Annotated in this window: 21 protein-coding genes and 2 pseudogenes; 11 read left to right on the top strand and 12 right to left on the bottom strand. The window is 41.9% G+C overall.

The window, feature by feature from the left end:
* Positions 1-95: 95 nt before the first annotated feature.
* The gene (gene acpP, locus QUD05_RS30545; RefSeq protein WP_289799322.1) at positions 96-350 is read right to left on the bottom strand and encodes an acyl carrier protein; all 255 of its coding nucleotides are present in this window, start codon (positions 348-350) and stop codon (positions 96-98) included.
* Positions 351-774: 424 nt separating this feature from the next.
* Here acpP and QUD05_RS30550 point away from each other — a divergent pair, with 424 nt between their 5' ends.
* Positions 775-1,680, top strand: coding sequence for a CoB--CoM heterodisulfide reductase iron-sulfur subunit B family protein (locus QUD05_RS30550; protein ID WP_289799323.1), 906 nt, complete (start codon positions 775-777; stop codon positions 1,678-1,680).
* A gap of 436 nt (positions 1,681-2,116) precedes the next feature.
* On the opposite strand, the gene QUD05_RS30555 is transcribed toward QUD05_RS30550, so the two are convergent.
* The 5 genes from QUD05_RS30555 to QUD05_RS30575 form a co-directional block, all read right to left on the bottom strand.
* The gene (locus tag QUD05_RS30555) at positions 2,117-2,848 is read right to left on the bottom strand and encodes an iron-containing redox enzyme family protein (protein WP_289799324.1); all 732 of its coding nucleotides are present in this window, start codon (positions 2,846-2,848) and stop codon (positions 2,117-2,119) included.
* 677 nt (positions 2,849-3,525) lie between these two features.
* Positions 3,526-4,578: a UDP-3-O-(3-hydroxymyristoyl)glucosamine N-acyltransferase gene (gene lpxD / locus QUD05_RS30560; RefSeq protein ID WP_289799325.1), complete on the bottom strand. Its 1,053-nt coding sequence runs from the start codon at positions 4,576-4,578 to the stop codon at positions 3,526-3,528.
* Positions 4,579-4,717: 139 nt separating this feature from the next.
* Complete coding sequence (locus tag QUD05_RS30565; RefSeq protein WP_289800121.1) at positions 4,718-5,956, bottom strand: BaiN/RdsA family NAD(P)/FAD-dependent oxidoreductase; 1,239 nt, start codon at positions 5,954-5,956, stop codon at positions 4,718-4,720.
* Positions 5,957-6,007: 51 nt separating this feature from the next.
* Positions 6,008-6,172 (bottom strand): rubredoxin, encoded by a 165-nt coding sequence (gene rd / locus QUD05_RS30570; protein ID WP_289799326.1) that lies wholly within the window; start codon positions 6,170-6,172, stop codon positions 6,008-6,010.
* A gap of 140 nt (positions 6,173-6,312) precedes the next feature.
* Positions 6,313-6,507, bottom strand: a complete 195-nt coding sequence (locus QUD05_RS30575; RefSeq protein ID WP_289799327.1) for a hypothetical protein — start codon at positions 6,505-6,507, stop codon at positions 6,313-6,315.
* A 431-nt stretch (positions 6,508-6,938) separates the two neighbouring features.
* On the opposite strand from QUD05_RS30575, the gene QUD05_RS30580 reads away from it, so the two are divergent.
* The gene (locus QUD05_RS30580; RefSeq protein WP_289799328.1) at positions 6,939-7,496 is read left to right on the top strand and encodes an SRPBCC family protein; all 558 of its coding nucleotides are present in this window, start codon (positions 6,939-6,941) and stop codon (positions 7,494-7,496) included.
* A gap of 108 nt (positions 7,497-7,604) precedes the next feature.
* Here QUD05_RS30580 and clpB read toward each other — a convergent pair whose 3' ends face one another.
* Together clpB and QUD05_RS30590 are read right to left on the bottom strand one after the other, a co-directional pair.
* The gene (gene clpB, locus QUD05_RS30585) at positions 7,605-10,223 is read right to left on the bottom strand and encodes an ATP-dependent chaperone ClpB (RefSeq protein WP_289799329.1); all 2,619 of its coding nucleotides are present in this window, start codon (positions 10,221-10,223) and stop codon (positions 7,605-7,607) included.
* A gap of 209 nt (positions 10,224-10,432) precedes the next feature.
* Positions 10,433-10,705: pseudogene (locus QUD05_RS30590) on the bottom strand (ACP S-malonyltransferase); the annotation flags it as partial.
* 96 nt (positions 10,706-10,801) lie between these two features.
* Here QUD05_RS30590 and QUD05_RS30595 point away from each other — a divergent pair.
* From QUD05_RS30595 to QUD05_RS30625, 7 genes are all read left to right on the top strand, one after another.
* Entirely contained in the window at positions 10,802-11,176 is a 375-nt protein-coding gene (locus QUD05_RS30595; RefSeq protein ID WP_289799330.1) for a hypothetical protein, read from the top strand.
* Positions 11,177-11,244: 68 nt separating this feature from the next.
* On the top strand, positions 11,245-11,499 hold the full coding sequence (locus QUD05_RS30600; RefSeq protein ID WP_289799331.1) for a TIGR02450 family Trp-rich protein: 255 nt from the start codon (positions 11,245-11,247) through the stop codon (positions 11,497-11,499).
* 663 nt (positions 11,500-12,162) lie between these two features.
* Positions 12,163-13,029: a ferredoxin:protochlorophyllide reductase (ATP-dependent) iron-sulfur ATP-binding protein gene (gene bchL, locus QUD05_RS30605; protein WP_069070723.1), complete on the top strand. Its 867-nt coding sequence runs from the start codon at positions 12,163-12,165 to the stop codon at positions 13,027-13,029.
* A 32-nt stretch (positions 13,030-13,061) separates the two neighbouring features.
* Entirely contained in the window at positions 13,062-13,853 is a 792-nt protein-coding gene (locus QUD05_RS30610; RefSeq protein ID WP_289799332.1) for a DUF5331 domain-containing protein, read from the top strand.
* Positions 13,854-14,053: 200 nt separating this feature from the next.
* Complete coding sequence (locus QUD05_RS30615; RefSeq protein WP_289799333.1) at positions 14,054-15,457, top strand: ferredoxin:protochlorophyllide reductase (ATP-dependent) subunit N; 1,404 nt, start codon at positions 14,054-14,056, stop codon at positions 15,455-15,457.
* Between the two features lie 171 nt (positions 15,458-15,628).
* Positions 15,629-15,892 carry an AbrB/MazE/SpoVT family DNA-binding domain-containing protein gene (locus QUD05_RS30620; protein ID WP_289799334.1) on the top strand — a complete coding sequence of 88 codons (264 nt, stop codon included), beginning with the start codon at positions 15,629-15,631 and terminating at the stop codon, positions 15,890-15,892.
* A complete protein-coding gene (locus tag QUD05_RS30625) occupies positions 15,879-16,274 on the top strand; it encodes a type II toxin-antitoxin system VapC family toxin (protein WP_289799335.1) in 396 nt (131 codons plus the stop codon). The genes QUD05_RS30620 and QUD05_RS30625 overlap by 14 nt, the downstream gene beginning before the upstream one ends.
* Before the next feature lie 123 nt (positions 16,275-16,397).
* Here QUD05_RS30625 and QUD05_RS30630 read toward each other — a convergent pair whose 3' ends face one another.
* From QUD05_RS30630 to QUD05_RS30640, 3 genes and pseudogenes are all read right to left on the bottom strand, one after another.
* Positions 16,398-17,795, bottom strand: a complete 1,398-nt coding sequence (locus QUD05_RS30630) for a hypothetical protein (RefSeq protein ID WP_289799336.1) — start codon at positions 17,793-17,795, stop codon at positions 16,398-16,400.
* A 268-nt stretch (positions 17,796-18,063) separates the two neighbouring features.
* The gene (locus QUD05_RS30635) at positions 18,064-18,396 is read right to left on the bottom strand and encodes a XisI protein (protein ID WP_289799337.1); all 333 of its coding nucleotides are present in this window, start codon (positions 18,394-18,396) and stop codon (positions 18,064-18,066) included.
* A pseudogene (locus QUD05_RS30640) lies at positions 18,384-18,800 on the bottom strand (XisH family protein). The gene QUD05_RS30635 and the pseudogene QUD05_RS30640 overlap by 13 nt, the downstream one beginning before the upstream one ends.
* A gap of 266 nt (positions 18,801-19,066) precedes the next feature.
* On the opposite strand from QUD05_RS30640, the gene QUD05_RS30645 reads away from it, so the two are divergent.
* Positions 19,067-21,748, top strand: coding sequence for a U32 family peptidase (locus QUD05_RS30645; protein ID WP_289799338.1), 2,682 nt, complete (start codon positions 19,067-19,069; stop codon positions 21,746-21,748).
* 430 nt (positions 21,749-22,178) lie between these two features.
* Positions 22,179-22,358 (top strand): hypothetical protein, encoded by a 180-nt coding sequence (locus tag QUD05_RS30650; protein WP_289799339.1) that lies wholly within the window; start codon positions 22,179-22,181, stop codon positions 22,356-22,358.
* A 40-nt stretch (positions 22,359-22,398) separates the two neighbouring features.
* Here QUD05_RS30650 and QUD05_RS30655 read toward each other — a convergent pair whose 3' ends face one another.
* Positions 22,399-23,691 carry a dicarboxylate/amino acid:cation symporter gene (locus tag QUD05_RS30655; protein ID WP_289799340.1) on the bottom strand — a complete coding sequence of 431 codons (1,293 nt, stop codon included), beginning with the start codon at positions 23,689-23,691 and terminating at the stop codon, positions 22,399-22,401.
* Positions 23,692-23,785: the final 94 nt, after the last annotated feature.

Genomic DNA, 23,785 nt, shown 5'->3' on the forward strand with positions numbered 1-23,785 from the left:
ACGTCAGCATTAGCGACATTAGCAGCGTCACGCGAAGGGTGGCTAGACATTAGAGAAAAATCTCCCCAATCCCAATCCCCAATTCCAATCCCCAGTTAAGCTGAGGCGGTAACTTTGTTATTGATGTAATCTACTGCGTCTTGAACGGATATAATCTGCTCCGCAGCTTCGTCGGGAATTTCGATATCAAATTCTTCTTCCAAAGCCATCACCAACTCAACAGTATCCAGAGAATCTGCTCCCAGGTCTTCCATAAACTTGGCTTGTGGTGTGACTTTATCTGGGGGATCAACACTCAGTTGTTCGATAACGATTTTCTTGACCTTTTCAAAAAGTTCCGCTTGGCTCATAAATAAAAGTCCTTAACCACTTGNNNCGATCTGCTCTTTAGAGGAGAGATTGTTTTGAGCATATACATCTTATCGTCAAGCGCGATCGCCCGCATACTTCCAAAGGTTTTTCTGTTAGAAAACCTCTGCCATTCNNNAAATAAATGGGGTAAGTTTTCTGGAAACACTTGAGCAGTAGAGCGTGCTACGCCATCGCCAATACCGTGTAAATGCTTTGGTTTTCCNAANNNNTTGCTAAAATTTTTTACAATGTCTCGGTCAGTATTTACAGCCTTGCTAGCAGTTAAGAATATGTAGATGCCGCGGCCCTTTAACCTAAACGCTTAAAGGTAGCTAAACGTCAAACATCAGAACTTTAGTGCTAACAAGGGAATGATAAAACAGTTATTGTTTAGAGCGATCGCTCTAACCCAAACATACTTCTATGCTACCTCAGACACTGAAATACGCTTACTTCCCCGGTTGTGTTGCTCAAGGGGCCTGTCGGGAACTTTATCAATCAACTCAAGCGCTTACCCAAGCATTGGGTATTGAACTAGTTGAACTTAAAAAAGCTGCTTGCTGCGGTTCAGGCACATTTAAAGAAGATTCGCAACTGCTAGAAGATACAGTCAACGCCAGAAATATTGCCCTAGCAGAAGAATTAAATCTGCCCTTACTTACCCATTGCAGCACTTGTCAAGGTGTTATTGGTCATGTCAACGAACACCTGAAAGAATGTCAGACTTCTAACCCTGTCTACATGGAACAGGTTAATGGCTTGCTAAATAAAGAAGGCTGTTCGCCTTATCGCGGCAGTACTGACGTTAAACATCTTCTTTACGCCTTAGTAACAGATTACGGTTTAGAGGAAATTACCAAACGTGTCACCCGGAAGTTAACTGCATTAAAATGTGCGGCTTTTTATGGCTGTTATCTCCTCCGCGCCCAAAAATCTATGCCTGATGACGACCCTTTCCAACCGGAAGCGATGGAAAATATGTTTCGGGCGGTGGGTGCAACACCAATTTATTACCGAGGACGGACACAATGTTGTGGTTGGCCGCTTTCTAGTTATGCCACTACCCAATCTTTTAAAATGGCGGGGATGCATATTCAAGATGCTTTAGCATCTGGTGCTGACTGTATAGTTACACCTTGTCCTCTGTGCCACTTAAATTTAGATTCGCGTCAGCCAGAGGTAGAAAAGGTGATTGAACAAAAACTAGGTTTACCAGTGTTGCATTTACCCCAGTTGATTGCTTTGGCACTTGGCGTTAGTCCAAAAGAACTGGGTTTAGACCGTCACATTGTTTCTACAAAGCCAGTGTTAGAGAAATTAGGATTTTAGTTTTAGGACTAGCCCTTTCAATGTGACTGGTAAAATCTCTTTTTCTCTCTGCGCCCTCCGCGTCTCTGCGGTTGAAAAGTCTTTTATTTAACCACAGAGGCACAGAGAACACAGAGTTAAGAGGTTAAAGAGAGTTTATTGAGCAAAATTTTACCCACCTTGAAAGGCTGGTTCTAATACCAATTTGAAAAAATAATGCGACAAATAGACCATTTGTGGAGACGCGATTCATCGCGTCTTTACCCAAGAATGTGTTGCAATCATTAGCTGCGCCAAGGCGTTAGTCGTACAGAATAACCTTTTTGTATTCTGACAACTGACGCCTTTATTCTGTTTTGATAAAAAATTTCCAAAATTAACCAACTTACAATAATATATAAGACTGGTAATTTTGGATAACTTTAATTAAACTCTAATTTTGAGAATTGCTTTGGTATTAGCTTCGTAAAGTTAACGCTTCTTTTTCAAGGTTTTCATCCATCCAAGAAAACATATCGCCAATTGATTTAACCATATCTTCAACTCCTTCACGGAAGAATGCAACATCTTTCTCAGACTTGGTATAAATTTGGGCCACTTGAATCAATTCATCTGTATGTTCTGGATCTAAGTGGCAGTGGAGATGAAAATATTCGATGGTATGGTCATCAATACCTTTAAATATCTTACGAAGTCCTTCGATATATTTGATGAAAATTCCAGGTAAGACTTGCTCAATTGCTGCAAATCTTCCTAAAGAGCGTACTATAGGTTCATCATCACAAAATTCAAATTTCTTAAAGCGTAATTCTGGAATGAGAAACGCTCCATCATCGGCATTGATATCAATCTGAGGGCAATCAATACCTTTCATGAAACGCATAAATAATGCTACATGAGCAAGGTCTGAGTTGAGTTCTCCATGCTCTGTAAATGCATTTTCTAGCATAATCGTTCTAGCATGGTAACTATCCATTTTGGATGCAACTTTCAGAAAAGCCATATTGAATCTGTTAGAGCCAGGTAGCATTTTCATTGCAAACTGGCGGATTGCATCTTGTGAAAATTCTCCTTTGGCAAAGCGTTGAACAAAGGGATGTAGAGACAAATCCTGTGCTGTTGTGAGTTCTAACAAAACTTGCTGTAATTGGTTGGATATCTTAGCATCCAAAGAAAGAATTGCAGTCATTATTCTAGGGGATAAGTGGATTTTTATCGATCTTAATTGTCTAATTGAGCGTGAATATTTGGACAATTACTCACGCAGCTTGCATTGCAAAAAATGCATACCCTTTGTAACTATGTTTCAGAGTATGTTTGCAAATGCTTATTAAAAAAGTGAACTCACTTCAGTTACTTGATTGACTGATTAGATGCGAATAATGGAAAATTAGTCAGGCAGTTTGTATACCCTTTGTAACCATACTTCACAAGTTATTTGCAAATGCTTATTTCGGTTCGTATCGGCTTGAAAATTGACATTATCTTCAACAATTGAGTCTAAAATTTAACTAGGATGCGTTCCAAAAATTTTGTTTTTGGTTAACGGAACTGTATGCACAGTTGTTTTAACTAATATGTTACCCTACTTTGTGGAAAAATTCAGTACAAGTTCGTACTTTGTCCTAATAAATATTTTAGTCTTTATATTTTTTTATACGCAGATAAAAAGAATCATTAACTCAATCTTTACTTTTTCCCGCAATTTCTAAAGTTGGTATAAAATGATCGTAAAGTATTTTTGTTTGTCATCTGTCAATAGGAATAAAAAATCCTTTTGAACAAGAATACAGAATGGGACGTGCAAGATTCACGCCCCACAAGAGTTAATTTGAATTTAGTTATGTAATTTAGATAACTTTCAGCTTATTCATTGCTATTTTTGAATTTACGTTGCAATTGTTTTAGCGATTGATACATATCTGGCAAGCGGCCATAAACAGCAGATACCTTGAGATATAGTTTGTAAGGAAGGGCTGGGGTTCCGCAGACAATTTCTCCTGGTGCAACATCGTTGTGAATTCCAGTTTGAGCAGATGTCATCGACCCATCTCCCATTTTCACTTGATTGACTATTCCTGTTTGTCCAGCTAAAATAACGCGATTTCCAAGTTTAACACCTCCGGCCATGCCAACCTGACCTGCGATCGCACAACCAGAACCGATTTGGCAACCATGACCTATTTGCACTAAGCTATCGATTACTGTATTGCGACCTACCCGTGTTTCTCCCACTGCTGGGCGATCAATGCCAGTGTTACAGCCAACTTCTACACCATCTTCTAAGACTGTATAGCCTGATTGTTCCATTTTGAACCAACCAGTACGGATGGGAACAAAACCAAAGCCTTCTGCACCAATGACAGCACCACTGTGAATGACGCAATCTGCACCGATACGGGTGCGTTCGTGGATGGTACAGTTGGCGTGTAAGGTGGTGCGATCGCCTATTTTGGCATCTGGATAAATCACTACATTGGGATGAATAATTGCACCATCACCAATTTCCACTCCTTGTTGAATCACAGCATGGGGGCCAATATAAACATTACTACCAACTTTTGCGGTGGAGTGAATCACAGCGGTGGGATGAATTTCTGGGGTAGGGCGATATGGTTGATAAAAAGTNGCGATCGCTTTGGCAAACAAAAGTCGCGGATCTGGGGTTGCTAGCCAGACAATACCCCTCTCTTGTGCAAGCGCCTGTAATTTTTCGTCCTGGGGCAAAATTAAAGCACTAGCATTGGTAGTGTTGACAAAAGATTTAAATTTTGCGCCTTCTACGTAACCGATCGTACCGTTGGTAGCTTCATCAATGGCTGCTACCCCTGTAATTTCGGGGTCTTGGTCTGGGTTGCTAGTCAGGCTATGATTGGTAGCCGCGTCACCAAATTGACGGAGGATTTCGCTGAATTTCATTGTTGGGTGTGTTCAAAATTGATCTACAATTGCAAGATAATTTTCCCTCTTTATGCTCCAATACAATAATTTTGTAGACGCGTAGTGGTGAAGCAATCAGACTGTTCCTAGTTTCGCTTCAGGTTGGATTACTTTAAGACTATTCGTAGCTAGTCGCCATTGCCACACCTGCTAAATACCCGGTTGTCCAAGCACTTTGGAAGTTAAACCCACCGGTAACGCCATCAATATCTAAGATTTCTCCGGCAAAATAAAGACCAGGAACTAACCGACTTTCCATTGTCTTGAAGTTGACTTCTTTGAGTTTGACACCGCCACAGGTAACAAATTCTTCTTTGAAGGCTCCTTTGCCGTTGATTAAGTATTGTCCCTGAGTAAGTTCCTGCACCAGTTGATTTAAGGTTTTACTAGATATTTCTGCCCAACGGTCTTCTGTGGTAATGCCTGCACGGGCAATGATATATTGCCAGAGACGATGGGGTAGATCGACTCCGCGATGCAAGGCGATCGCTTTCTTTCCCCATTCATCTTTAACTGCTAAAACTTTTTCTCGCACTTGTTCTTGTTGCATCATGGGCAGCCAATTAATCGATAATTTGGCTTGATAGCGGCTTTCGTGCAGAACTCTCGCACCCCAAGCAGAAAGCTTCAAAACAGCGGGGCCACTCAAACCCCAGTGGGTAATTAACAATGGCCCAGTTTGTTGCAATTGGGATTTTCCGCCCGCAGATAACCGTAATTGGGCAGGGTTAACGCTAACTCCAGCCAATTCCCGCAATTTTTGATCGACAATGTTGAAGGTAAATAACGAGGGTACTGGCGGTTCAATTTGATGACCTAACTCTTGGACAATTTTATAACCCGCAAGGCTACTACCGATCGCTAAAAGTAGGCGATCGCATTTAATTGTCTCTCCCGACTTCAGAAGAATATCAAACCCCCCGTCTGCTGAGGTTCTCACTGAAGTTACATGCGTACCGATGCGGAGTTTTACCCCAGATTTCGCCACCGATTTAATTAGACATTCCACAATGGTTTCTGAAGTGTTGGTGACAGGAAACATCCGGCCATCAGCTTCCGTTTTAAGATAGACTCCACCAGCAGCAAACCAAGCTACTGTATCTTGAGGCCCAAACCGAGTCAAAGCACCCCGCAAAGCTTTTGCACCTCTGGGGTAATTTTGCACCAATTCCTCCGGTTCAAAGCAAGCGTGAGTGACGTTGCAGCGTCCGCCACCAGAAATTAGCACTTTCGCTAGGGGTTGACGACTGGCTTCGAGTAAAGTAACTTGGGCTTCAGGATTGGCTTTAGCACAAGCGATCGCGCCAAAAAATCCCGCTGCTCCACCCCCAATAACTACAATTTGTAACGGTAACAATTTCAAAAATGTCTCTTTTACAGCACCTACTTTCTAGGCTAGCTGTTATTTTCACTCTTCATCAGGTTCAAAGTCGTCTTTTGTCGCACCGCAAGTTGGACATGACCAATCTTCTGGGATATCTTCAAAGGCTGTCCCCGGTGCTATGTCGCTATCTGGATCGCCTTCTGCTGGGTTATATATATAGCCACAAACAGTACATTTATACTTTGCCATGCTCCTTTCCCCTCGTAAATTATTGGCATTGCTTCCCTATTAAATACTTTTGGCAATGAGTCAAAATAGGCAAGCTACAATTCTTAAACGAGACTACGGTATGAAAATCAAACCGTTTCGCAAAGTCATTAGTCAAATGACTAAAAACGCCACCATGTCCTTTGAGCGTAACTAATAATTCCGATCGCGATCGCCCCAAGTAGCAAGAGCCAAATAATTCCACCTGGGATAAAAGTCAGAATACCAATACCTCTAAGTACCCAGACGGCAACGCTAATGCCGAGAAGTATACCAAAAATCTGGATTAATCTACGATTTAAAGAAGATTGACTCACCTAATTTTCCTCTCAACTCAACAGACATTACACTTGATATTGATAATTAAAATATGAAGTTACGATGAAGTTATAGTTTCATCAGAAATAACACGTAAAACCGAGAGATACTATCCAAACGTTAGCAAACGTTAAGGTAAGGTACTTGATGTTAAATCATGTTTGTGCCATTCTAGCTGTTAACAACGCAGTTTTTCATCTACAAGTATTACTTTGACAATACTTACTGAAGTATTAATTATGTTAATTGTGATAAGAAACACAGTTTTTACAGTAAAGTAACTGAAATGATGAGCAAAAAATCATCCTTTCCGGAAAAGATAAGTATTAAACTGGAACTAATTTAATAATGGGTTGGATCTAAATCAAGTTTTATGGCTTGTAGTTTCAACTCTATTTAGGTGGATGAGTTGAGGAGTAACTTAATCATTATGTCTGCGTCTTATATATCAGATTCAATTATTGCAGGTTCAGATATGGCTTGGAGTCAAGACAAGCAAAAGTTGCTGGTACAGGGTGAAATTCTCCTAGAAACGCGATCGCACAAGATATCGGGTGGCGCAGTGACAGCCTGGATGTATTTGCCGATGGTGCGATCGCACGTTTGGCAGCAATTAACTGATTATCCCCGCTGGGTACAATATTTTCCCGATATCACCAAGAGTGAGGTAGTACATAAAGGTGAAGTCAAACGTCTGTATCAAGCAGCACAAAAAGCCTTCTTCTTTTTTACGGCTCAAGTAGAAATTTACCTCAATGTTGTAGAAGTGCTGGGGCAGCAAATCCAATTTCGCATGGTAAATGGGACTTTTGAGGACTTTAACGCCAATTTAGAACTACAAGATTGTGGTAATGGCACAATACTTGCTTATACTGTGCAAGCGACACCTCTAATTCCGATTCCATCTATTTTTATTCAACAAGCGATGAATTTAGAGTTGCCAGCAAATATGCGTAAAATGCGACAAGTTATGTGTAAGACTCAATAAAAAATTCAGACGTTGCTGATTGGATTTTCACTTTACCTATATATAGACAATTCAAAAACCCGCTCTCTGTGAGAAAACGGGTTTTTGTGTGTGATTTATCAGGCGTAATTATCCGGTAAAAACTTCAACTGGTAAACGGCTAAACGACAACCTTTCATTTTGCACATCTACAAAGATGGTGTTACCGTCGTTGAATTCGCCGCGCAAGATGGATTTAGCAATTTGAGTTTCTAACTCTCGCTGAATCGCCCGCTTCAGTGGACGCGCTCCATACACTGGGTCATACCCTACTTCTGCTAAAAAGTCAAGGGCAGCATCCGATAGTTTGAGAGATATTTTGCGATCGCTTAATCTTTGGCGCAATCTCTCAACTTGCAACAGCACAATCTGCCGTAATTCCTTCTTATCTAAACCGTGGAAGATGATGATTTCATCAATCCGGTTCAGGAATTCTGGACGGAAGCTATTCCGCATTGCCTCCATTACCCGACGGCGCATTTCGTCATAGTGGGCGTTATCCCCAGCGACATCAAGAATGTACTGCGAACCAATGTTGCTGGTCATGATGATAATAGCGTTCTTAAAGTCCACCTTATGACCTTGGGCATCAGTGACGCGACCATCGTCGAGAATTTGCAAGAAGATATTGAAGACATCGGGGTGTGCTTTCTCGATTTCGTCGAAGAGAATCACTGAGTAAGGACGGCGACGAATCGCTTCTGTAAGTTGTCCGCCTTCTTCATAGCCTACGTATCCTGGAGGCGCACCAATTAAGCGAGAGACGGCGTGTTTCTCCATGTATTCCGACATATCGATTCGCACCAGCGCATCTTCGCTATCGAACATAAACCCCGCCAGCGCTTTCGCTAACTCGGTTTTACCCACACCTGTAGGCCCAAGAAAGATAAAGCTAGCGATGGGACGATTAGGATCGGCTAATCCAGCGCGCGATCGCTGAATTGCATCGGCTACAGCTGTGACTGCTTCTTCTTGTCCAACCACGCGGCGGTGCAGTTCATCTTCTAAATGCAGCAGTTTTTCTTTCTCTGATTCCACCAACTTGCTGATGGGAATTCCTGTCCATTTAGAAATAATTTCAGCAATATCACCTTCTGTAACTTCTTCCCGTAATAGTGATTTACCACTTCTTTGAGCGCTTGCCAATTCAGCTTCGACTGCTTCCAATTGACGATGCAAACTAGTTAAATTACCGTATTTCAATTCCGCAGCCCGATTAAGGTCATAATCGCGTTCTGCTTGCTGAATCTCTAAGTTGACTCGTTCAATCTCTTTTTTAACAGACTGAATTTTGTCAATGATATCTTTTTCAGATTGCCATTGAGTATTGAGGGTTCTTTGTTCTTCTTTGAGATCGGCAATTTCTTTTTCCAATCTTTCTAGACGTTCACGAGAAGCGGCATCGCTTTCTTTTTGCAGCGATAGCTTCTCCATTTCCAATTGCAGAATCTTGCGATCGATTTCGTCGAGTTCTTCTGGTTTGGAGGTAATTTCCATTTTCAATCTCGCGGCGGCTTCGTCTACCAAGTCAATTGCTTTATCTGGTAAGAAGCGATCGCTAATATAACGACTCGACAATACGGCGGCGGCAACTAAAGCACTATCAGAAATCTTCACCCCGTGGTGGTTTTCATAACGTTCTCTCAACCCGCGCAAAATCGAAATACTATCTTCTACACTAGGCTGATCGACATAAACTTGCTGGAAGCGTCTTTCTAGTGCGGCATCTTTTTCGATGTGTTTGCGGTATTCATCTAGAGTTGTTGCCCCAATACAGCGCAATTCGCCCCGCGCCAACATCGGTTTTAATAAGTTACCCGCATCCATTGCGCCTTGAGTAGCACCAGCGCCGACAACGGTGTGAATTTCATCAATAAATAAAACAATATTGCCGCCAGATTCAGTAACTTCTTTTAATACTGCTTTCAGGCGTTCTTCAAATTCACCCCGGAATTTTGCTCCCGCAATCAAAGCACCCATATCTAAAGAAATCAGCTTGCGGTCTTTGAGAGATTGGGGTACATCACCTGCAATAATGCGCTGTGCTAATCCTTCGGCGATCGCAGTTTTACCAACACCCGGTTCACCAATTAGCACAGGGTTATTCTTGGTGCGGCGAGAGAGAATTTGCACAGTGCGGCGAATCTCATCATCTCGCCCAATCACTGGATCGAGTTGACCTTTACGCGCGGCTTCTGTAAGGTCGCGCCCGTATTTTTCCAGTGCTTCGTATTTGCCTTCTGGATTTTGATCGGTCACTTTTTGACTCCCACGAACTTGTTTAATAATATTTTTGAGTTTGCCTTCGTCTAAACCAAACTCTTGGAATAAAGCTTTGCCAAAACGGTCATCTTTGGCATAACCCAGCAATAAGTGTTCAATTGAAATATATTCATCTTGAAACTCTTTGCGATACCCATCTGCTCGATCTAGAAGTGTATCTAAGCTCCGTCCTAAGTATACTGAGGTACTATTACCAGATACTTTCGGCTGACGTTGAAAAAATTGTTCGGTGTGATCGCGCAGCTTTTGAAGATTAACACCCGCTTTGGTGAAAATCCCAATTGCTAGACCATCTTGTTCTAGCAGCGCTTTCATCAGGTGTTCGCTTTCAATTTGCTGTTGTTGATATTGTTTAACAATATCCGGGGTATGGGCGATCGCTTCCCAGGCTTTTTCTGTAAATTGGTTAGGATTAGTAGGTTGCATAGGCTTTTTCAGGAACGTAGAGGTGCAGCAGCTTGTCAGAGGCTACCACCAGAACACCAAGTAAAGATAATTTCTGCTGTTAATAGATATTGTATGAAGAGGGGAGCGATCGCCTAGATCGGTGTTCACGTCTTGTAAAAGTCGTATTTTCCCCTAGTTCTGATTTTCCTATGTGCGATTCTTTTTCATTGCACAACAAGCAGAACAACTTATGGAATGAAAATTCTACGTGTCCCCATGTAATTTTCAATATAAAGAACAATTTCAAGTAGGCGGTTAACACAGAGATGCTGGTAATCAGGGTCATTCAAAACTCGATCGGTATCTCCAATCGTGATCACAGGAAACGAAGTCGCCGTATTTTCTTCCTGCAATACTTGCTCTAGGGAATCCTTTCCTTTCATTCTGCGATTGGCTGTGAGTAGGAGCATCTGATTTGTTTGAGCAAATCTCCACACAACTCTGTCGCTGCTATTAATAGATGTGATAATGAAGTTCTTTTACCTTGCCCCTACTATTCTCCTCTTGCCCCCACACAGAGCTACCATAATTCCAGGTCGCTTAGTGGATGCTGAAAAATGATTGACCCCTACGACTTTGAAGATGATGACTTTGATTTTGAGGATGAGGATTTCTTGAAAATAAAACCCATTAGCCAAATGACTGAAGGGGAAAAGCTACAGCGATTTAAGCGGTTCTTCGACAGCAGCAGCCGTGCTATGTTGCAAGACTGTCTATTTCGCATCGTCGATTACGAAGATGGTACAGGCACGTTAGAAATTCTTTGCCCTAATGAAGTTGTAAGACAACGCCTTTGCAAGAAAAAGCGCAAAATTACCAACAACATCAACACTTGCTGGAGCCATATCAGATGGTTTTCGCTATGTGTCCAGCAAGATAGTGAGTTGCATTGCCAAAAGTTTACCCGTAATGGTGATTTGGTGACATTTTAATTGAATATTGCAAATTTGGGATAAAGAAAATGTTTTCCCAATGACAAATGACAAATCACGAATAAAAAATGACTAAAAAACAAAAATTTCCTTACCTAGTTGGTTCTAAGTGGACAGCACAGCGAAAAGTTGATGGCTGGCGGCACTTCCAAGTTGTCAATCGTAAAAATCAGGCTAAGTGGGTTTATGCCGAAATGGTTTCTGCTTGCGATCCGAAAGTCCGTTTTTGGATAAATGCCAAATTATTACAAGATAACTCCCAGTGGCAAGCTGGCTGGCAAACATTACAGGAAATCCACGGACTTGAAACTGAGGTGTCCTGATTTGCCTCCTTCCCAGTATCTGTCTGAGAATGCCCATTAATAGTCTGCCGCCTGTGAACAAGGCGGCAGCCGAAAGATTTTAATAATCTTAGACAATATCTGGTAATTTAATAAATTTTTACAAAATCACACTAACTTACTCTCAAGCAGCAATTAAACAGTCTTATCTATCGGTTGAAAACTGGCAATTTATCTGCGATACCTTTCCTGCAGAACGCTGCGCGAACGGTGAGCTACGCTAACGCAAATTCTAGTAGTATTTCCAGCATCAGGCTGCATATACCTCTCTTTAACCTTAACCATGCGCCCCAATGCCTTGAAAACACGTTGTCATAACATCAGCTAATTCTATGAAAAGCATTCAAAAAAGCCGATTTCAGTTTTTTGTTTTTTGTAACTATTTTTATAAAAATAATTAATAAAAACTTTTTAATAACTCTTTTAAGGGCTTTTAAAGTCTTTAAAGCTGCTAAAAAGCCAAATATGCATAATTAAGATTGAATTCATCGTATAAGACCGTTTTACAGATTAGGAGCCACTTTCCTTTCTAGGTAATTTGCCCAATAATGACATCAACAGACCTCACGCATCGCCATCTCAGGAAAGGTGAAGGCAAATGTTTGAGCCACAAGTTTGACAAGAAGCTATAAGAGGGAAACAACAGTGAAACTAGCAGTCTACGGAAAAGGTGGTATCGGTAAATCCACAACTAGCTGTAATATATCCGTCGCCCTAGCTAAACGTGGCAAGAAAGTGCTGCAAATTGGTTGCGACCCCAAACATGACAGTACCTTTACCCTGACTGGGTTTTTGATTCCGACAATTATCGATACCCTCCAAGAAAAAGACTATCACTACGAAGATGTCTGGCCGGAAGATGTAATTTATAAAGGCTACGGCGGTGTTGATTGCGTAGAGGCTGGTGGCCCACCTGCGGGTGCTGGATGTGGCGGCTACGTAGTCGGTGAAACCGTAAAATTACTTAAAGAACTCAACGCCTTTGATGAGTACGATGTAATTCTTTTTGACGTTCTGGGTGACGTAGTTTGTGGTGGTTTTGCAGCACCACTCAACTATGCAGATTACTGCCTGATTGTTACAGACAACGGCTTTGATGCTTTATTTGCTGCCAATCGGATCGCTGCTTCAGTCCGCGAAAAAGCAAGAACTCACCCACTGCGTCTAGCTGGGTTAATTGGCAATCGCACCTCCAAGCGCGACTTGATTGAAAAATATATAGAAGCAGTGCCCATGCCAGTTCTAGAAGTTTTACCTTTAATCGAAGATATCCGCGTTTCCCGTGTGAAAGGCAAAACTTTGTTTGAAATGGCAGAGCAAGATCCTTCCCTAGACTACGTTTGCGACTACTACCTAAACATCGCCGACCAAATTCTAGCCCGTCCCGAAGGTGTTGTACCTAATGACACACCAGATCGGGAGCTGTTCGCTTTGTTGTCCGATTTTTATCTAAATCCGGGTAAACCCCAGGTTCCTAATTCAGAAGAGGAACTAGACTTGATGATTGTATAAATCACCAAGTTCTCAGGATGGGGGACAATAACATGGCATTCTTTCACAGCTTTACAGATTCAATAAAGCAAAAGTGGTTGCAATTTTTCCAGAATAATCGAGACTGGATTACCCTCCACATGGAAGTGGAATCGGTGTACACCCCTGATGGCGGGAAGCGACCACCTTCCTACCTCATCCTGGGAGTTCTTAACGCCCTAGAGCCAAAACTAGCGCAGTTAATGCTGCCCTTTGCCAAACTCAATCCTGACGCCGATACCCTAATTGAGGTGCTGGATTTGCATTTTGACCCAGATTTAGCTCTCGGTAATCGCTTTGTCGTCAACCCAGATGTAGAGAAATACGTAGAAGAAGCAGCAGATGTCATTGATGAAAAGCCTGAAGATGAAACATTGACACACGCTCATACAAATGGCTTTGCGGCGGTGGCGGTAGTTGAAGAGTTCACAATGGTGGATTCTGAGGATGAAAGCCTGGCAATCAGCGAGTTGGAAGAAACGGAAAATGGCTTTGGCGATATTTCCTTAACCAACGGACACAACTCAAAAGATGAGTCTCTCCAAAACTCTATAGAAGCAGATGAGTTTGGGGAAATTGCCTTCGATACAACAGCTGCAACGGAAGTAAAGCTGGATGAAGACGAAGACGAGGGGCTTGGAGATAGTCCACTAGATGAGAATGCGTTTAAAGACGTGTTATCAGATGTCTGGGGTGATGAAACAGCTTTACAAAAGGCTGAAGAAAATAACGATTTTTTAGGGGAAGAACTGCCAGCAGGCGTTTTTGATGAATCAGAAATTGCCCGCCTCTTCCCCAACGCTTAATTATTGCCGTTCTTCGCAATTTTAAGGTTTAGATTTGGGGTTTTGGATGAGGAATTAGGGAAATTGTCGTTAGACAGCGGATACTTTTGTTGTCCCAGCCTTCAATCCAAAATTATCAATCGTTCGACTGAGCAAAGCCGAAGTCTAAAATCTGAAATTGGTTGAACTGCCATTAAATATCAAGGGGAGAAAAAACCAAAATGACTGTCGCTCAACAACCAGAAGCTTTAAGCTTTGAATGTGAAACCGGGAATTACCATACCTTTTGCCCAATTAGCTGCGTGGCGTGGTTATATCAAAAAATTGAAGATAGCTTCTTTTTGGTGATTGGGACAAAAACTTGTGGCTACTTCCTGCAAAACGCGATGGGGGTGATGATTTTTGCTGAACCCCGCTATGCAATGGCAGAGTTGGAAGAAGGCGATATTTCGGCACAGCTGAGTGATTATGAAGAGTTAAAGCGGTTATGCTTGCAAATTAAACGCGATCGCAATCCTAGTGTAATTGTCTGGATTGGCACTTGCACTACAGAAATTATCAAAACAGATTTGGAAGGTTTGGCACCGAAACTAGAATCTGAAATCGGGATTCCCATCGTTGTAGCGCGGGCAAATGGTCTAGATTACGCCTTTACCCAAGGGGAAGACACTGTATTAGCAGCAATGGCTAACCGTTGCCCTGATAAGGCTCCGGTGGCGGAAACAGAAAAAAGTGAACGTAATGCGATCGCTAAATTGCTCAACTTTGGTAAGAAGAAAGAAGATGTCGCCCAAGATGAGTCTGAGTACGTAGATCATCCACCCTTAGTTCTCTTTGGCTCCCTTCCTGACCCCGTAGTTACTCAGTTAACCTTGGAACTGAAGAAACAAGGCATCAAGGTTTCCGGCTGGCTACCCGCGAAGCGCTTCACAGAATTGCCAGTACTGGAAGAAGGGTATTATGTCGCTGGTGTCAACCCCTTCCTCAGCCGCACAGCTACCACCTTAATGCGTCGCCGCAAGTGTAAACTCATTGGCGCACCCTTCCCCATTGGCCCCGATGGAACCCGCGCTTGGATTGAGAAAATCTGCTCGGTGTTCGGTATTACTCCCAAGGGTTTGGATGAACGGGAAGCCCAAATTTGGGCAGGCTTGGAAGATTACGTGAAACTGATTCGCGGTAAGTCTGTATTCTTCATGGGTGATAACTTGCTGGAAATTTCCCAAGCAAGATTCTTAATCCGTTGTGGGATGACAGTTCACGAAATCGGCATTCCCTACATGGATAAGCGCTATCAAGCTGCTGAGTTAGCATTGCTGGAGAAAACTTGCCAGGAAATGAATTCACCCCTGCCAAAGATTGTAGAGAAGCCGGATAATTACAATCAACTTCAACGAATTTATGAGTTGAAACCAGACTTGGTAATTACTGGTATGGCTCACGCTAACCCATTGGAAGCACGCGGTATTAATACTAAGTGGTCTGTGGAGTTCACTTTTGCTCAAATTCACGGCTTTACGAATGCGCGTGACATGTTAGAGTTGGTGACTCGTCCGTTGCGTCGGAATAATAATTTGAAAGATTTGGGTTGGGATAAGTTGGTAAGAGAAGAAGCAAAGATTTAGATTTAGGTTTGGATTTAGCAACAGCATAATACTATGTTACGGGCGAACTTTTTGGTTCGTCCTTTTTTATGAACCGCAGAGGCGCAGAGAACACAGAGGAAGAGGAGAAATGGGGATAATCAAAAATGCTAAAATTTTTATATTACTTTTAGTTTTTTACTTCTTAAATTAATGGAAATTACCAAATTGTCTCCCCAAGGACAAGTAATTATTCCCCAATCTTTGCGGGAAGCTCATCAATGGGAAGTAGGTCAAGAATTTATTATTATTGATATGGGTGATGGAATTCTTTTAAAGCCTAAGAAACCTTTTGCAGAAACTAAATTAGATGATGTAGCAGGTTGTTTAAAATATCAGGGAAAACCTAAAACTCTTGAGGATATGGATAATGCAATTCGCCAAGGTATAGAGGAATCGTGGCATGATTGCAGTTGATACAAATATAATTGTTAGATTTTTGACTCAAGATGATGAATTGCAGTTTCAAAAGAGCAGAGAAATTTTCCAGACTCAAGATATTTTTATTACGGATACAGTAATACTTGAGACTGAATGGGTATTAAGGTTTGCATACAAATTGAAATCAGATGAGATTTGTACAGCTTTGAAAAACCTGTTTGGTTTGCCTAATATTTACCTTACCAATCCCAGCTTAATTGCTCAATTAATCCAGTTGCATGAAAATGGTTTAGATTTTGCTGATGCTTTTCATCTAATCCATAGTCAGCACTGTTCTGAGTTTTACACATTTGATGAAAAGTTTGTAAAAAGAGCGAAGGGGCTGATGCAGTGTGAAGTTAAAAAGCCTTTGACTTAGGAAAATAGCGAACTTAATACAGCTTTACTTCAAATAGTAGCGTTTTTAAACGCAGAGGAACGCGGAGTCTTGCTAAATTTAATTCGCTACGAGTGAAATGCTGTACTTAGTTCACATGGAAGGTTACAACTCTAAAGGTTTGGATGGAATTATATACATTAATTCTGCGCCGTCTGGTTTAATTTCTGTAGATGGTGTTAAATTAAGCCAGTCATGAAAGCTGATTCCTAATTGGGATATTGCTTGTACTTCTGTTTGGTAAGATTCAAAGCGGCGATTGGTTTCAATCATAGATTCCATTACTTCAAACACTTGGGGAAGACGTTTGTAAGCTTCTTTTTCAAATCTCCCTGTGAATGGAGTAGGATTTCCTCCGAATATGCCCCATTGAATTTCACTACGATCTACAATTGCCGATGGAAGTGATGATAACCATTCATCATGACTTTGAGTTAGTTTAAACATATTCTCGCGTTGCATCTCGAAAACTGTATTTTCATTAAAATTCGGGTCAATCCATTGGTAAATTTGGGTTAGTTTATGTAAATCAATCTGACCTTTAAACTGAGGATGTAAGTATGCTGCTGGATTAGAAGTAAGCATGAGTTCAATATATTTGTGAAGCAGCAACCTGATAAATTTTGCTCCTTCTTGAAAACGACGAAGCGCTGTCTCATGTTCTTCTAGTTCTAAGTGACAACGTGCTTCCGCAATATAGGCTAGAGATAATGTCAGTATATATTTGTCAATAATTGGGCTTTTCTGGGAAAGTTCATTAACTGTGTAATCTTTGTAAATATGTTCTGCTTCTAAGAAGCGATTGATAGCTTGTAAGGCACTGCTTCTACGATTTTCAGGTTTAGTCATCGTGAAAGCATTAAGTGCTAATTCTATTCCAGCATGGAAATTAGCATAGAAACTCAGGTCAATTTTGCGGTTGACTTTGTTCAATAGTTCTTCCGCTTGTTTTAGGCGTTTTTCTAGCTCATTGAGACGCTGTGCTATTACAGCAAAGCCCATTACTGAAACACCTAGATTAAGTACACTAGCAGCAGTAGTTACTTGCAAAAAACCTTGAGTTAATTGCAGATTCTGCCCAATTTCCCCTAACTGATTTTCAATCCCACCTAAACGTCCATTGACATCGGCGAATCCTTTCCCAGAAATAGCCGCATTAGCGACTGTTCCAATCAGATTTACCCTTGAAACAGCTATGTTGCCTAGACTTGCTTGTTCAACTCCACCCAAGCGTCCACTGACATCAGCTAATCCTTGTCTTGTAGCAGCAGCATTTGCCCCAGAAGCAACAAGATTTGCACCAGAGAAAGCAAGGTTGAGTAAATTGTTAGGGGAAGAACTTAGTGCTGAAATTGGAGAATTATTGGATTCTCTTAACCAAGTAACAATATGTTTGCTTGTTGCGTTTATAATTACACCTCCAACCCTTACTAAAGTTCCATCTTGCAGCCCTTTGGCAATCCAACTAGCAAGTGTAAAAGTTACTGTTAATGGTATAGTCATAATCTTCTCCTGATTGCTAAAATATCTACACTTTACTCAGTATTCCCCAATTGATATGTTGTCTAACAATTACTAATGCAAGTTCAATTCTGTCTAATAGCGATCGCTCTTTTTAACGAATCGCCAATGCTAACAAAGAAAAGCGATCGCTCTTTTTAACCAGAAGATGCAGAGCGATCGCAGATACAATCATTGAACGCGGCTGGAAATCTAACTTAAATTAATAAATTACAGATGAGAGAGCGATCGCTATTTTTAAGAAGTTCAATTAACTAACAGCAAACTCTGTATATTTTCGTACAGAGGGTAACTGAAAACCTAAAACAATATCCTCTTTTGGGACACCTAATTCAACCAATTCATTAGCAATTCCTACCTCTGTCCCATCTTGCTGAATCCAGATTTTATCGTCAATAATATCTAGATGGAGAACAGGCCAATATATGCGGTCTTGTTCGCGCCAACCTACATAAACTAATTGATAACGATCGTGTTCTGTATCAAAAATTGTCTGTGCTTGAATACGATTATCCCAAACAATACTGGCGTGTTGTTGAAGTAAATTCTTAATATATTCTCGATATTCGTTTAGCTTTGCCATTCTGCGATCGCCTCCTGTTCAATATTATAAATTAGTAAACAGAGTTGATTAGTTTTAATTACAGATTGGATAAATGGAAGGATAAAAAACTCATTGTAAACAGTACTATGAACTGCTAAATATAAAGTGCGATTAGCTTCTTGTTTTTGTAAAGCAATTCGGTAAATAATAAATTGTCCTAATGCAGCATAAAGTTCTGTAATTTTTGACGGACTTAGAAAACTTTTAATTTAAACAGCTATTTTTTGTCCTTGTTTTTCGGCTGCAATAACTTTTTCTGCTCCTAAATCAACATATAATTCAAGGGTTCCTGCCTGTAGAGCATAAGTATCGTGAGTGATTAACCAGCCATCTTTCTCAAGTGCTGTTTTGACAACTGTATGAAAGGCATCTTTAGCAGGCACAGGTTTAATTCCAATTTATGGCGGCACTTGATTTAAGAATTTCCATTTTGTTAATACATTGAGAACTTAGCGAAACTTTTTTTAACTAAATTTAATATAGTTCTGTTTCTTCTCGCCTGTCTACTTACTCCAGATGCAGAGGAGAAGAGGATTGAATAAACCGCAGAGGAGAAAGCGATGCCTACGGCAACCCCTTTGGGGAACGCCCCATCCCCCAATAACTTCGATAAAATCACTATGGTGCTAGTTAATTCTCTCTAAATATAATGAAAAGCGATCGCCCTTCTTCCCAACTTTCTCTTCAACGTCCTGAATTACTTGCGCCAGCAGGTAATTGGGAATGTGCTAAAGCTGCTGTGGAAAATGGGGCAGATGCGATTTACTTCGGTTTGGATCGGTTTAACGCCAGAATGCGGGCACAAAATTTTACTGAGGCGGACTTACCCCAATTGATGGCATTCCTGCACCGTCGGGGCGTAAAGGGTTATGTCACCGTCAACACACTCATATTTCCCAAAGAACTAGCAGAAGCACAGCAATATCTCCGCACAATTATTGCAGCTGGTGTGGATGCAGCGATCGTTCAAGATATCGGTATATGCCGTCTCATCCGTCAACTTTCGCCCGATTTTCCCATCCATGCTTCCACGCAAATGACAATTACCAGTGCGGCTGGGGTGGAATTTGCCAAATCTCTTGGCTGTCAATTGGTGGTATTGGCGCGTGAATGTTCTCTCAAAGAAATCAATAAAATACAGCAGCAGATTGCCCAACAGGAAACGTCGCTGCCTTTGGAAGTTTTTGTTCACGGTGCTTTGTGCGTAGCGTATTCCGGTCAGTGTTTGACTAGTGAGGCTTTAGGCGGACGTTCTGCTAACCGAGGTGAATGTGCCCAAGCTTGCCGGATGCCCTACGATTTAATCGCCGATGGGGAAGTTGTAAATTTAAAAGAGCGCAAATATTTACTCAGTCCTCAAGACCTAGCAGGGTTAGATGTTTTGCCCGATTTGGTGAAATCTGGAGTAACTTGTCTCAAGATTGAAGGTCGTTTGAAGGCTCCAGAGTATGTTGCTAATGTCACCCGTGTTTATCGGCAAGCTTTGGATAGTGTAATGACGCAATTGGAAAGACCTAACCCCCTAACCCCCTTCCCTATCAGGGAAGGGGGAACAAAAGGCTCCCTCTCCGAAACGGAGAGGGGTTGGGGGAGAGGTCAATCAGATCGAGAACATTACAACCTAGAAATGGCATTTTCTCGCGGACTCTACACGGGTTGGTTTGGCGGAATTAATAATCAAGAACTAGTTCACGCCCGTTTTGGTAAAAAACGTGGGGTTTATTTAGGTGAAGTCAGCCGCATTCACAACGAACAGGTAACAGTCAAACTAGAAGCACCTGTAAAACCAGGGGATGGAATTGTGTTTGACTGCGGTCATCCAGAGGCGAAGGAAGAAGGTGGCCGGGTTTATGCTGTGGTACACAAAGGTAATGAAACCATGCTGACCTTTGGGCGAAATGACTTGAACCTGCGCCGAGTGCATATAGGCGATCGCATTTGGAAAACCAGCGATCCAGAACTCGATAAGCAAGTGCGTCAGAGTTTTGCTGGCGAAAATCCCCAATTTCAGCGTCCCATTAATGTAGAAATTTATGGAGAAGTTGGTCAGGCGTTGATTGCGATCGCTCGTGATCAACTTGGTAATATTGTACAGGTAGAGTCCGCAATTTCACTAGTTGAAGCGCACACCAAACCCCTAGATACAGACCGTTTACAAGAACAATTTGGTCGTTTGGGTAACACCCCTTTCTGTTTAGGAACACTAACCAACCACCTCAGCGGTGCTATTATGCTACCCGTAAGTGAATTAAACCGGATGCGGCGGGAAATCGTAGCACAGTTGGAAGAATTGCGAAGTCAACCCAAACGCTGGCAATTACATTGTGATGTCTCTTTCCAAAACTTACTCCCCTCATCTCCCACCCTGCGGGAAGCTAAAGCTACATCTCCCTCACTCATCGTCCTAGTACGAAATCTCAAGCAACTCCAAGCCGCCCTCAAAGCTGGTGTTGAAACACTGTACTGTGAATTTGAAGACCCCCGTGCCTACCAAGAAGCGGTGCAAATGGTGCGCCAGCAACAGCAAAAAAACAAAGCAGAAAATTCTTCACTTTTAACTCATAACTCAGCACTCCTAACCCTTCGACAGGCTCAGGGCATCGCTCCTAACTCCCAACTTCCCACAATTTGGGTTGCACCACCCCGAATTACTAAACCGGGGGAAAATTGGATTTTACAGCAAGTACGTGCCTCGGAAGCAGATGGCTATCTGATACGGAACTATGACCAATTGCAATTCTTTGCTCAAGACCGTTGCATTGGAGATTTTTCGCTCAACGTTGCTAATCCCTTAACAGCAGACTACTTTCAGCAACACTTTGGTTTAGAACGGCTGACGGCATCCTATGACCTGAATATTACCCAACTGCAAGACCTGCTCACCAGTTGTCCACCCCAGTGGTTTGAAGTGACAATCCATCAACATATACCAATGTTTCACATGGAACATTGTGTTTTTTGCGCCTTTCTCTCGACGGGTACAGATTACACCAACTGTGGACGACCTTGTGAAAAACAGGAAGTGAAATTAAAAGACCGTGTAGGCAGCGAACACGTCATCAAAGCAGATGTAGGTTGCCGTAATACTGTATTTAACGGCACTGCTCAAACGGGAGCCGAGTACGTACAGCGCCTTATAGAACTGGGATTACGTCACTTTCGCATCGAGTTTGTGAATGAAACACCAGAGCAAGTGAGTAAAACAATATATTTTTATAGTCAATTATTGCAAGGCGAAATTACTGGTTCCCAACTCTGGCGTGAATTGAAGTTGCAAAATCAATTAGGCGTGACTCGTGGCCCGATGGGAGTGTCAGCACTGCGGTCATAATTGATTTTCTGAACGCCCAGCTTTAAAAATCTGTTTAGCAGTCAAGTTTAATTCTGGGAATGTAGGGGATAAGCTGTTCCACATTTAAATTACATATCAAAATCATTAGTTACATAAATTTACATACAAACTTAAATAGGGCTTGCTGAAAAATAAAAAATAGTAGTCTAAGCTACAAACAGACTTCAAGACTTGTATAGCAAAAGATAATCTCACGCAATCTTGAGAAAAGTCATAATATTTCACTGGATATGGAATCAGAAAAATGGTGCGCGCAATTTCAGTATTAAAGCGTAAACAACATAAATTCACTTGCTGGAATTCCGCAATTGCCACAAAGACAATAGCAAAAACGCAGGGTAGCCTTTAACTAGAAAAACAGTATTAGGTAATTCCTAGACACAACTTTTATATTATTTTTCTTGTTTTTATGACTCCAAAACACACCAAAATTAAATTTCCTCTTTGGCAGTATCTGAACCAGCCCTTATTTAGTAGCGATACTAAATTAGTATTGAATCCCCAACGCTTTGTATTGATCTGGCGTCTGCAACTTTTAGAACGTTGCTGGACTAAAGCATGTGACGCCAAAGGACCTCAACAGCATTAGATATTTGACAAGCTGCTGAACTCAAATAAAAGCTGGCAAACTAAGCCTCGTCTACAGAACGTGGCTTTTTGCCGTCAAGTAGAGCGCTAACAGTCATATCTCCCATAACATTAATCGCGGTACGGCAGCGATCCAAAAACCAGTCTACAGTAACTAGCAAAGCGATGTACTGGGTAGGTAAGCCGACAGAAGTGAACACCAGTGTCATCGTTACCAGTCCCGCATTGGGAATATTTGCCGCACCTACCGATGCAAAAATCGAGGTAAGGATGACAATTAACTGCTGTGTCAGACTCAAATGTTGCCCAATTAGTTGGGAAATATACAACGCAGACATTGCTTCATAGAGGGCAGTACCATCATTATTAAAATTTGCCCCAACTAATGCCCCCAAGGCAGCAGAAGATTCCCTTAAACCGACTTTTGTTTGCAAAACCTCAAAGGTTATGGGCATTGCTGCCGCAGAGGAAGAAGTTGAGAAAGCTGTCAAAAACGCATCAGAACCACCAGCTAGGAATTTTAGCGGGTGTACCCAAGAACCAAATTTTACTCTGATCAGGTAGTAGCAAGCCTGCAATACCAGTGCTAATAATACGGCGACGATAAATGCACCTAAAGATTTAAATGGGGCAAAGCCCTGCATCGCAATAGTTTTAGCCACAATCCCAAAGACTGCGAACGGCACTAAAGCAATTACCCAGTTGAGGATGCGGACTACCGCTTCAAATAAAATTCCGATGACATCCTCTATCGGCTGGAATCCATTCTTCCCTTGGGCGATTTGTTCAGATTTTAAGCCCCGCAGGACGATGCCAAAACTTAGGGCAATCACAATCAGCTGGATGACATTATTATCAACCAATGGCTTGAGGACAGCTTCGGGTACAGCATCTTTGAGTATTCCCCAAGGATCGAGACTCTGAGCAGTTATTGCCGTACTTATTGAGGTGTTTACATTGCCCCAAGTCCCCGGACGCAGTACATTGGCTACGAACAGTCCCACCAAAATAGCTACGGTAGTGTTAGTTAAAAGTAACACTGCCAACCGCCGTCCGGCTGTACCAGGGATATTGGTAGTCATCAAAGTATGCAGCACCGCTACCAGAATTAGGGGTGTAGCCAAGGCGCGGAGAGCCTTTAGTACCAATTCAGCCGGAATTGCTAAATTGTTGATTAAGGCGGCGTTGCTAGGATTGGGATTCCCTGCACCAAGGGTAATTCCGACGCTGACCGCTGCTACTAAGGCGATGAGAATTTGCAACGTGAGAGGGATACGCTGCCACCAAGGGCTAGCTTTGGTTTCAGGCGAAGTAGTTCTCTCTGTTTGACTCATTGGCTAGGTACTGTTTAACTGCTGTAACTATTAAAACAACACTAATGATAGTGATAATTCCCGAAAAAGAACAGCTTTAATTTTGGTTAAAAAC

The organism is Nostoc sp. GT001 (assembly GCF_030382115.1).
Taxonomy (GTDB): Bacteria; Cyanobacteriota; Cyanobacteriia; order Cyanobacteriales; family Nostocaceae; genus Nostoc.

Coding starts and splice junctions, on each gene's coding strand:
- QUD05_RS30620 (WP_289799334.1), top strand. CDS start 15,629: ATGGAAATTACCAAATTGTCTCCCCAAGGACAAGTAATTATTCCCCAA.
- QUD05_RS30580 (WP_289799328.1), top strand. CDS start 6,939: ATGTCTGCGTCTTATATATCAGATTCAATTATTGCAGGTTCAGATATG.
- QUD05_RS30630 (WP_289799336.1), bottom strand. CDS start 17,795: ATGACTATACCATTAACAGTAACTTTTACACTTGCTAGTTGGATTGCC.
- QUD05_RS30645 (WP_289799338.1), top strand. CDS start 19,067: ATGAAAAGCGATCGCCCTTCTTCCCAACTTTCTCTTCAACGTCCTGAA.
- QUD05_RS30625 (WP_289799335.1), top strand. CDS start 15,879: ATGATTGCAGTTGATACAAATATAATTGTTAGATTTTTGACTCAAGAT.
- QUD05_RS30595 (WP_289799330.1), top strand. CDS start 10,802: ATGATTGACCCCTACGACTTTGAAGATGATGACTTTGATTTTGAGGAT.
- QUD05_RS30615 (WP_289799333.1), top strand. CDS start 14,054: ATGACTGTCGCTCAACAACCAGAAGCTTTAAGCTTTGAATGTGAAACC.
- acpP (WP_289799322.1), bottom strand. CDS start 350: ATGAGCCAAGCGGAACTTTTTGAAAAGGTCAAGAAAATCGTTATCGAA.
- QUD05_RS30600 (WP_289799331.1), top strand. CDS start 11,245: ATGACTAAAAAACAAAAATTTCCTTACCTAGTTGGTTCTAAGTGGACA.
- QUD05_RS30655 (WP_289799340.1), bottom strand. CDS start 23,691: ATGAGTCAAACAGAGAGAACTACTTCGCCTGAAACCAAAGCTAGCCCT.
- QUD05_RS30555 (WP_289799324.1), bottom strand. CDS start 2,848: ATGACTGCAATTCTTTCTTTGGATGCTAAGATATCCAACCAATTACAG.
- QUD05_RS30610 (WP_289799332.1), top strand. CDS start 13,062: ATGGCATTCTTTCACAGCTTTACAGATTCAATAAAGCAAAAGTGGTTG.
- QUD05_RS30550 (WP_289799323.1), top strand. CDS start 775: ATGCTACCTCAGACACTGAAATACGCTTACTTCCCCGGTTGTGTTGCT.
- QUD05_RS30635 (WP_289799337.1), bottom strand. CDS start 18,396: ATGGCAAAGCTAAACGAATATCGAGAATATATTAAGAATTTACTTCAA.
- rd (WP_289799326.1), bottom strand. CDS start 6,172: ATGGCAAAGTATAAATGTACTGTTTGTGGCTATATATATAACCCAGCA.
- clpB (WP_289799329.1), bottom strand. CDS start 10,223: ATGCAACCTACTAATCCTAACCAATTTACAGAAAAAGCCTGGGAAGCG.
- QUD05_RS30650 (WP_289799339.1), top strand. CDS start 22,179: ATGACTCCAAAACACACCAAAATTAAATTTCCTCTTTGGCAGTATCTG.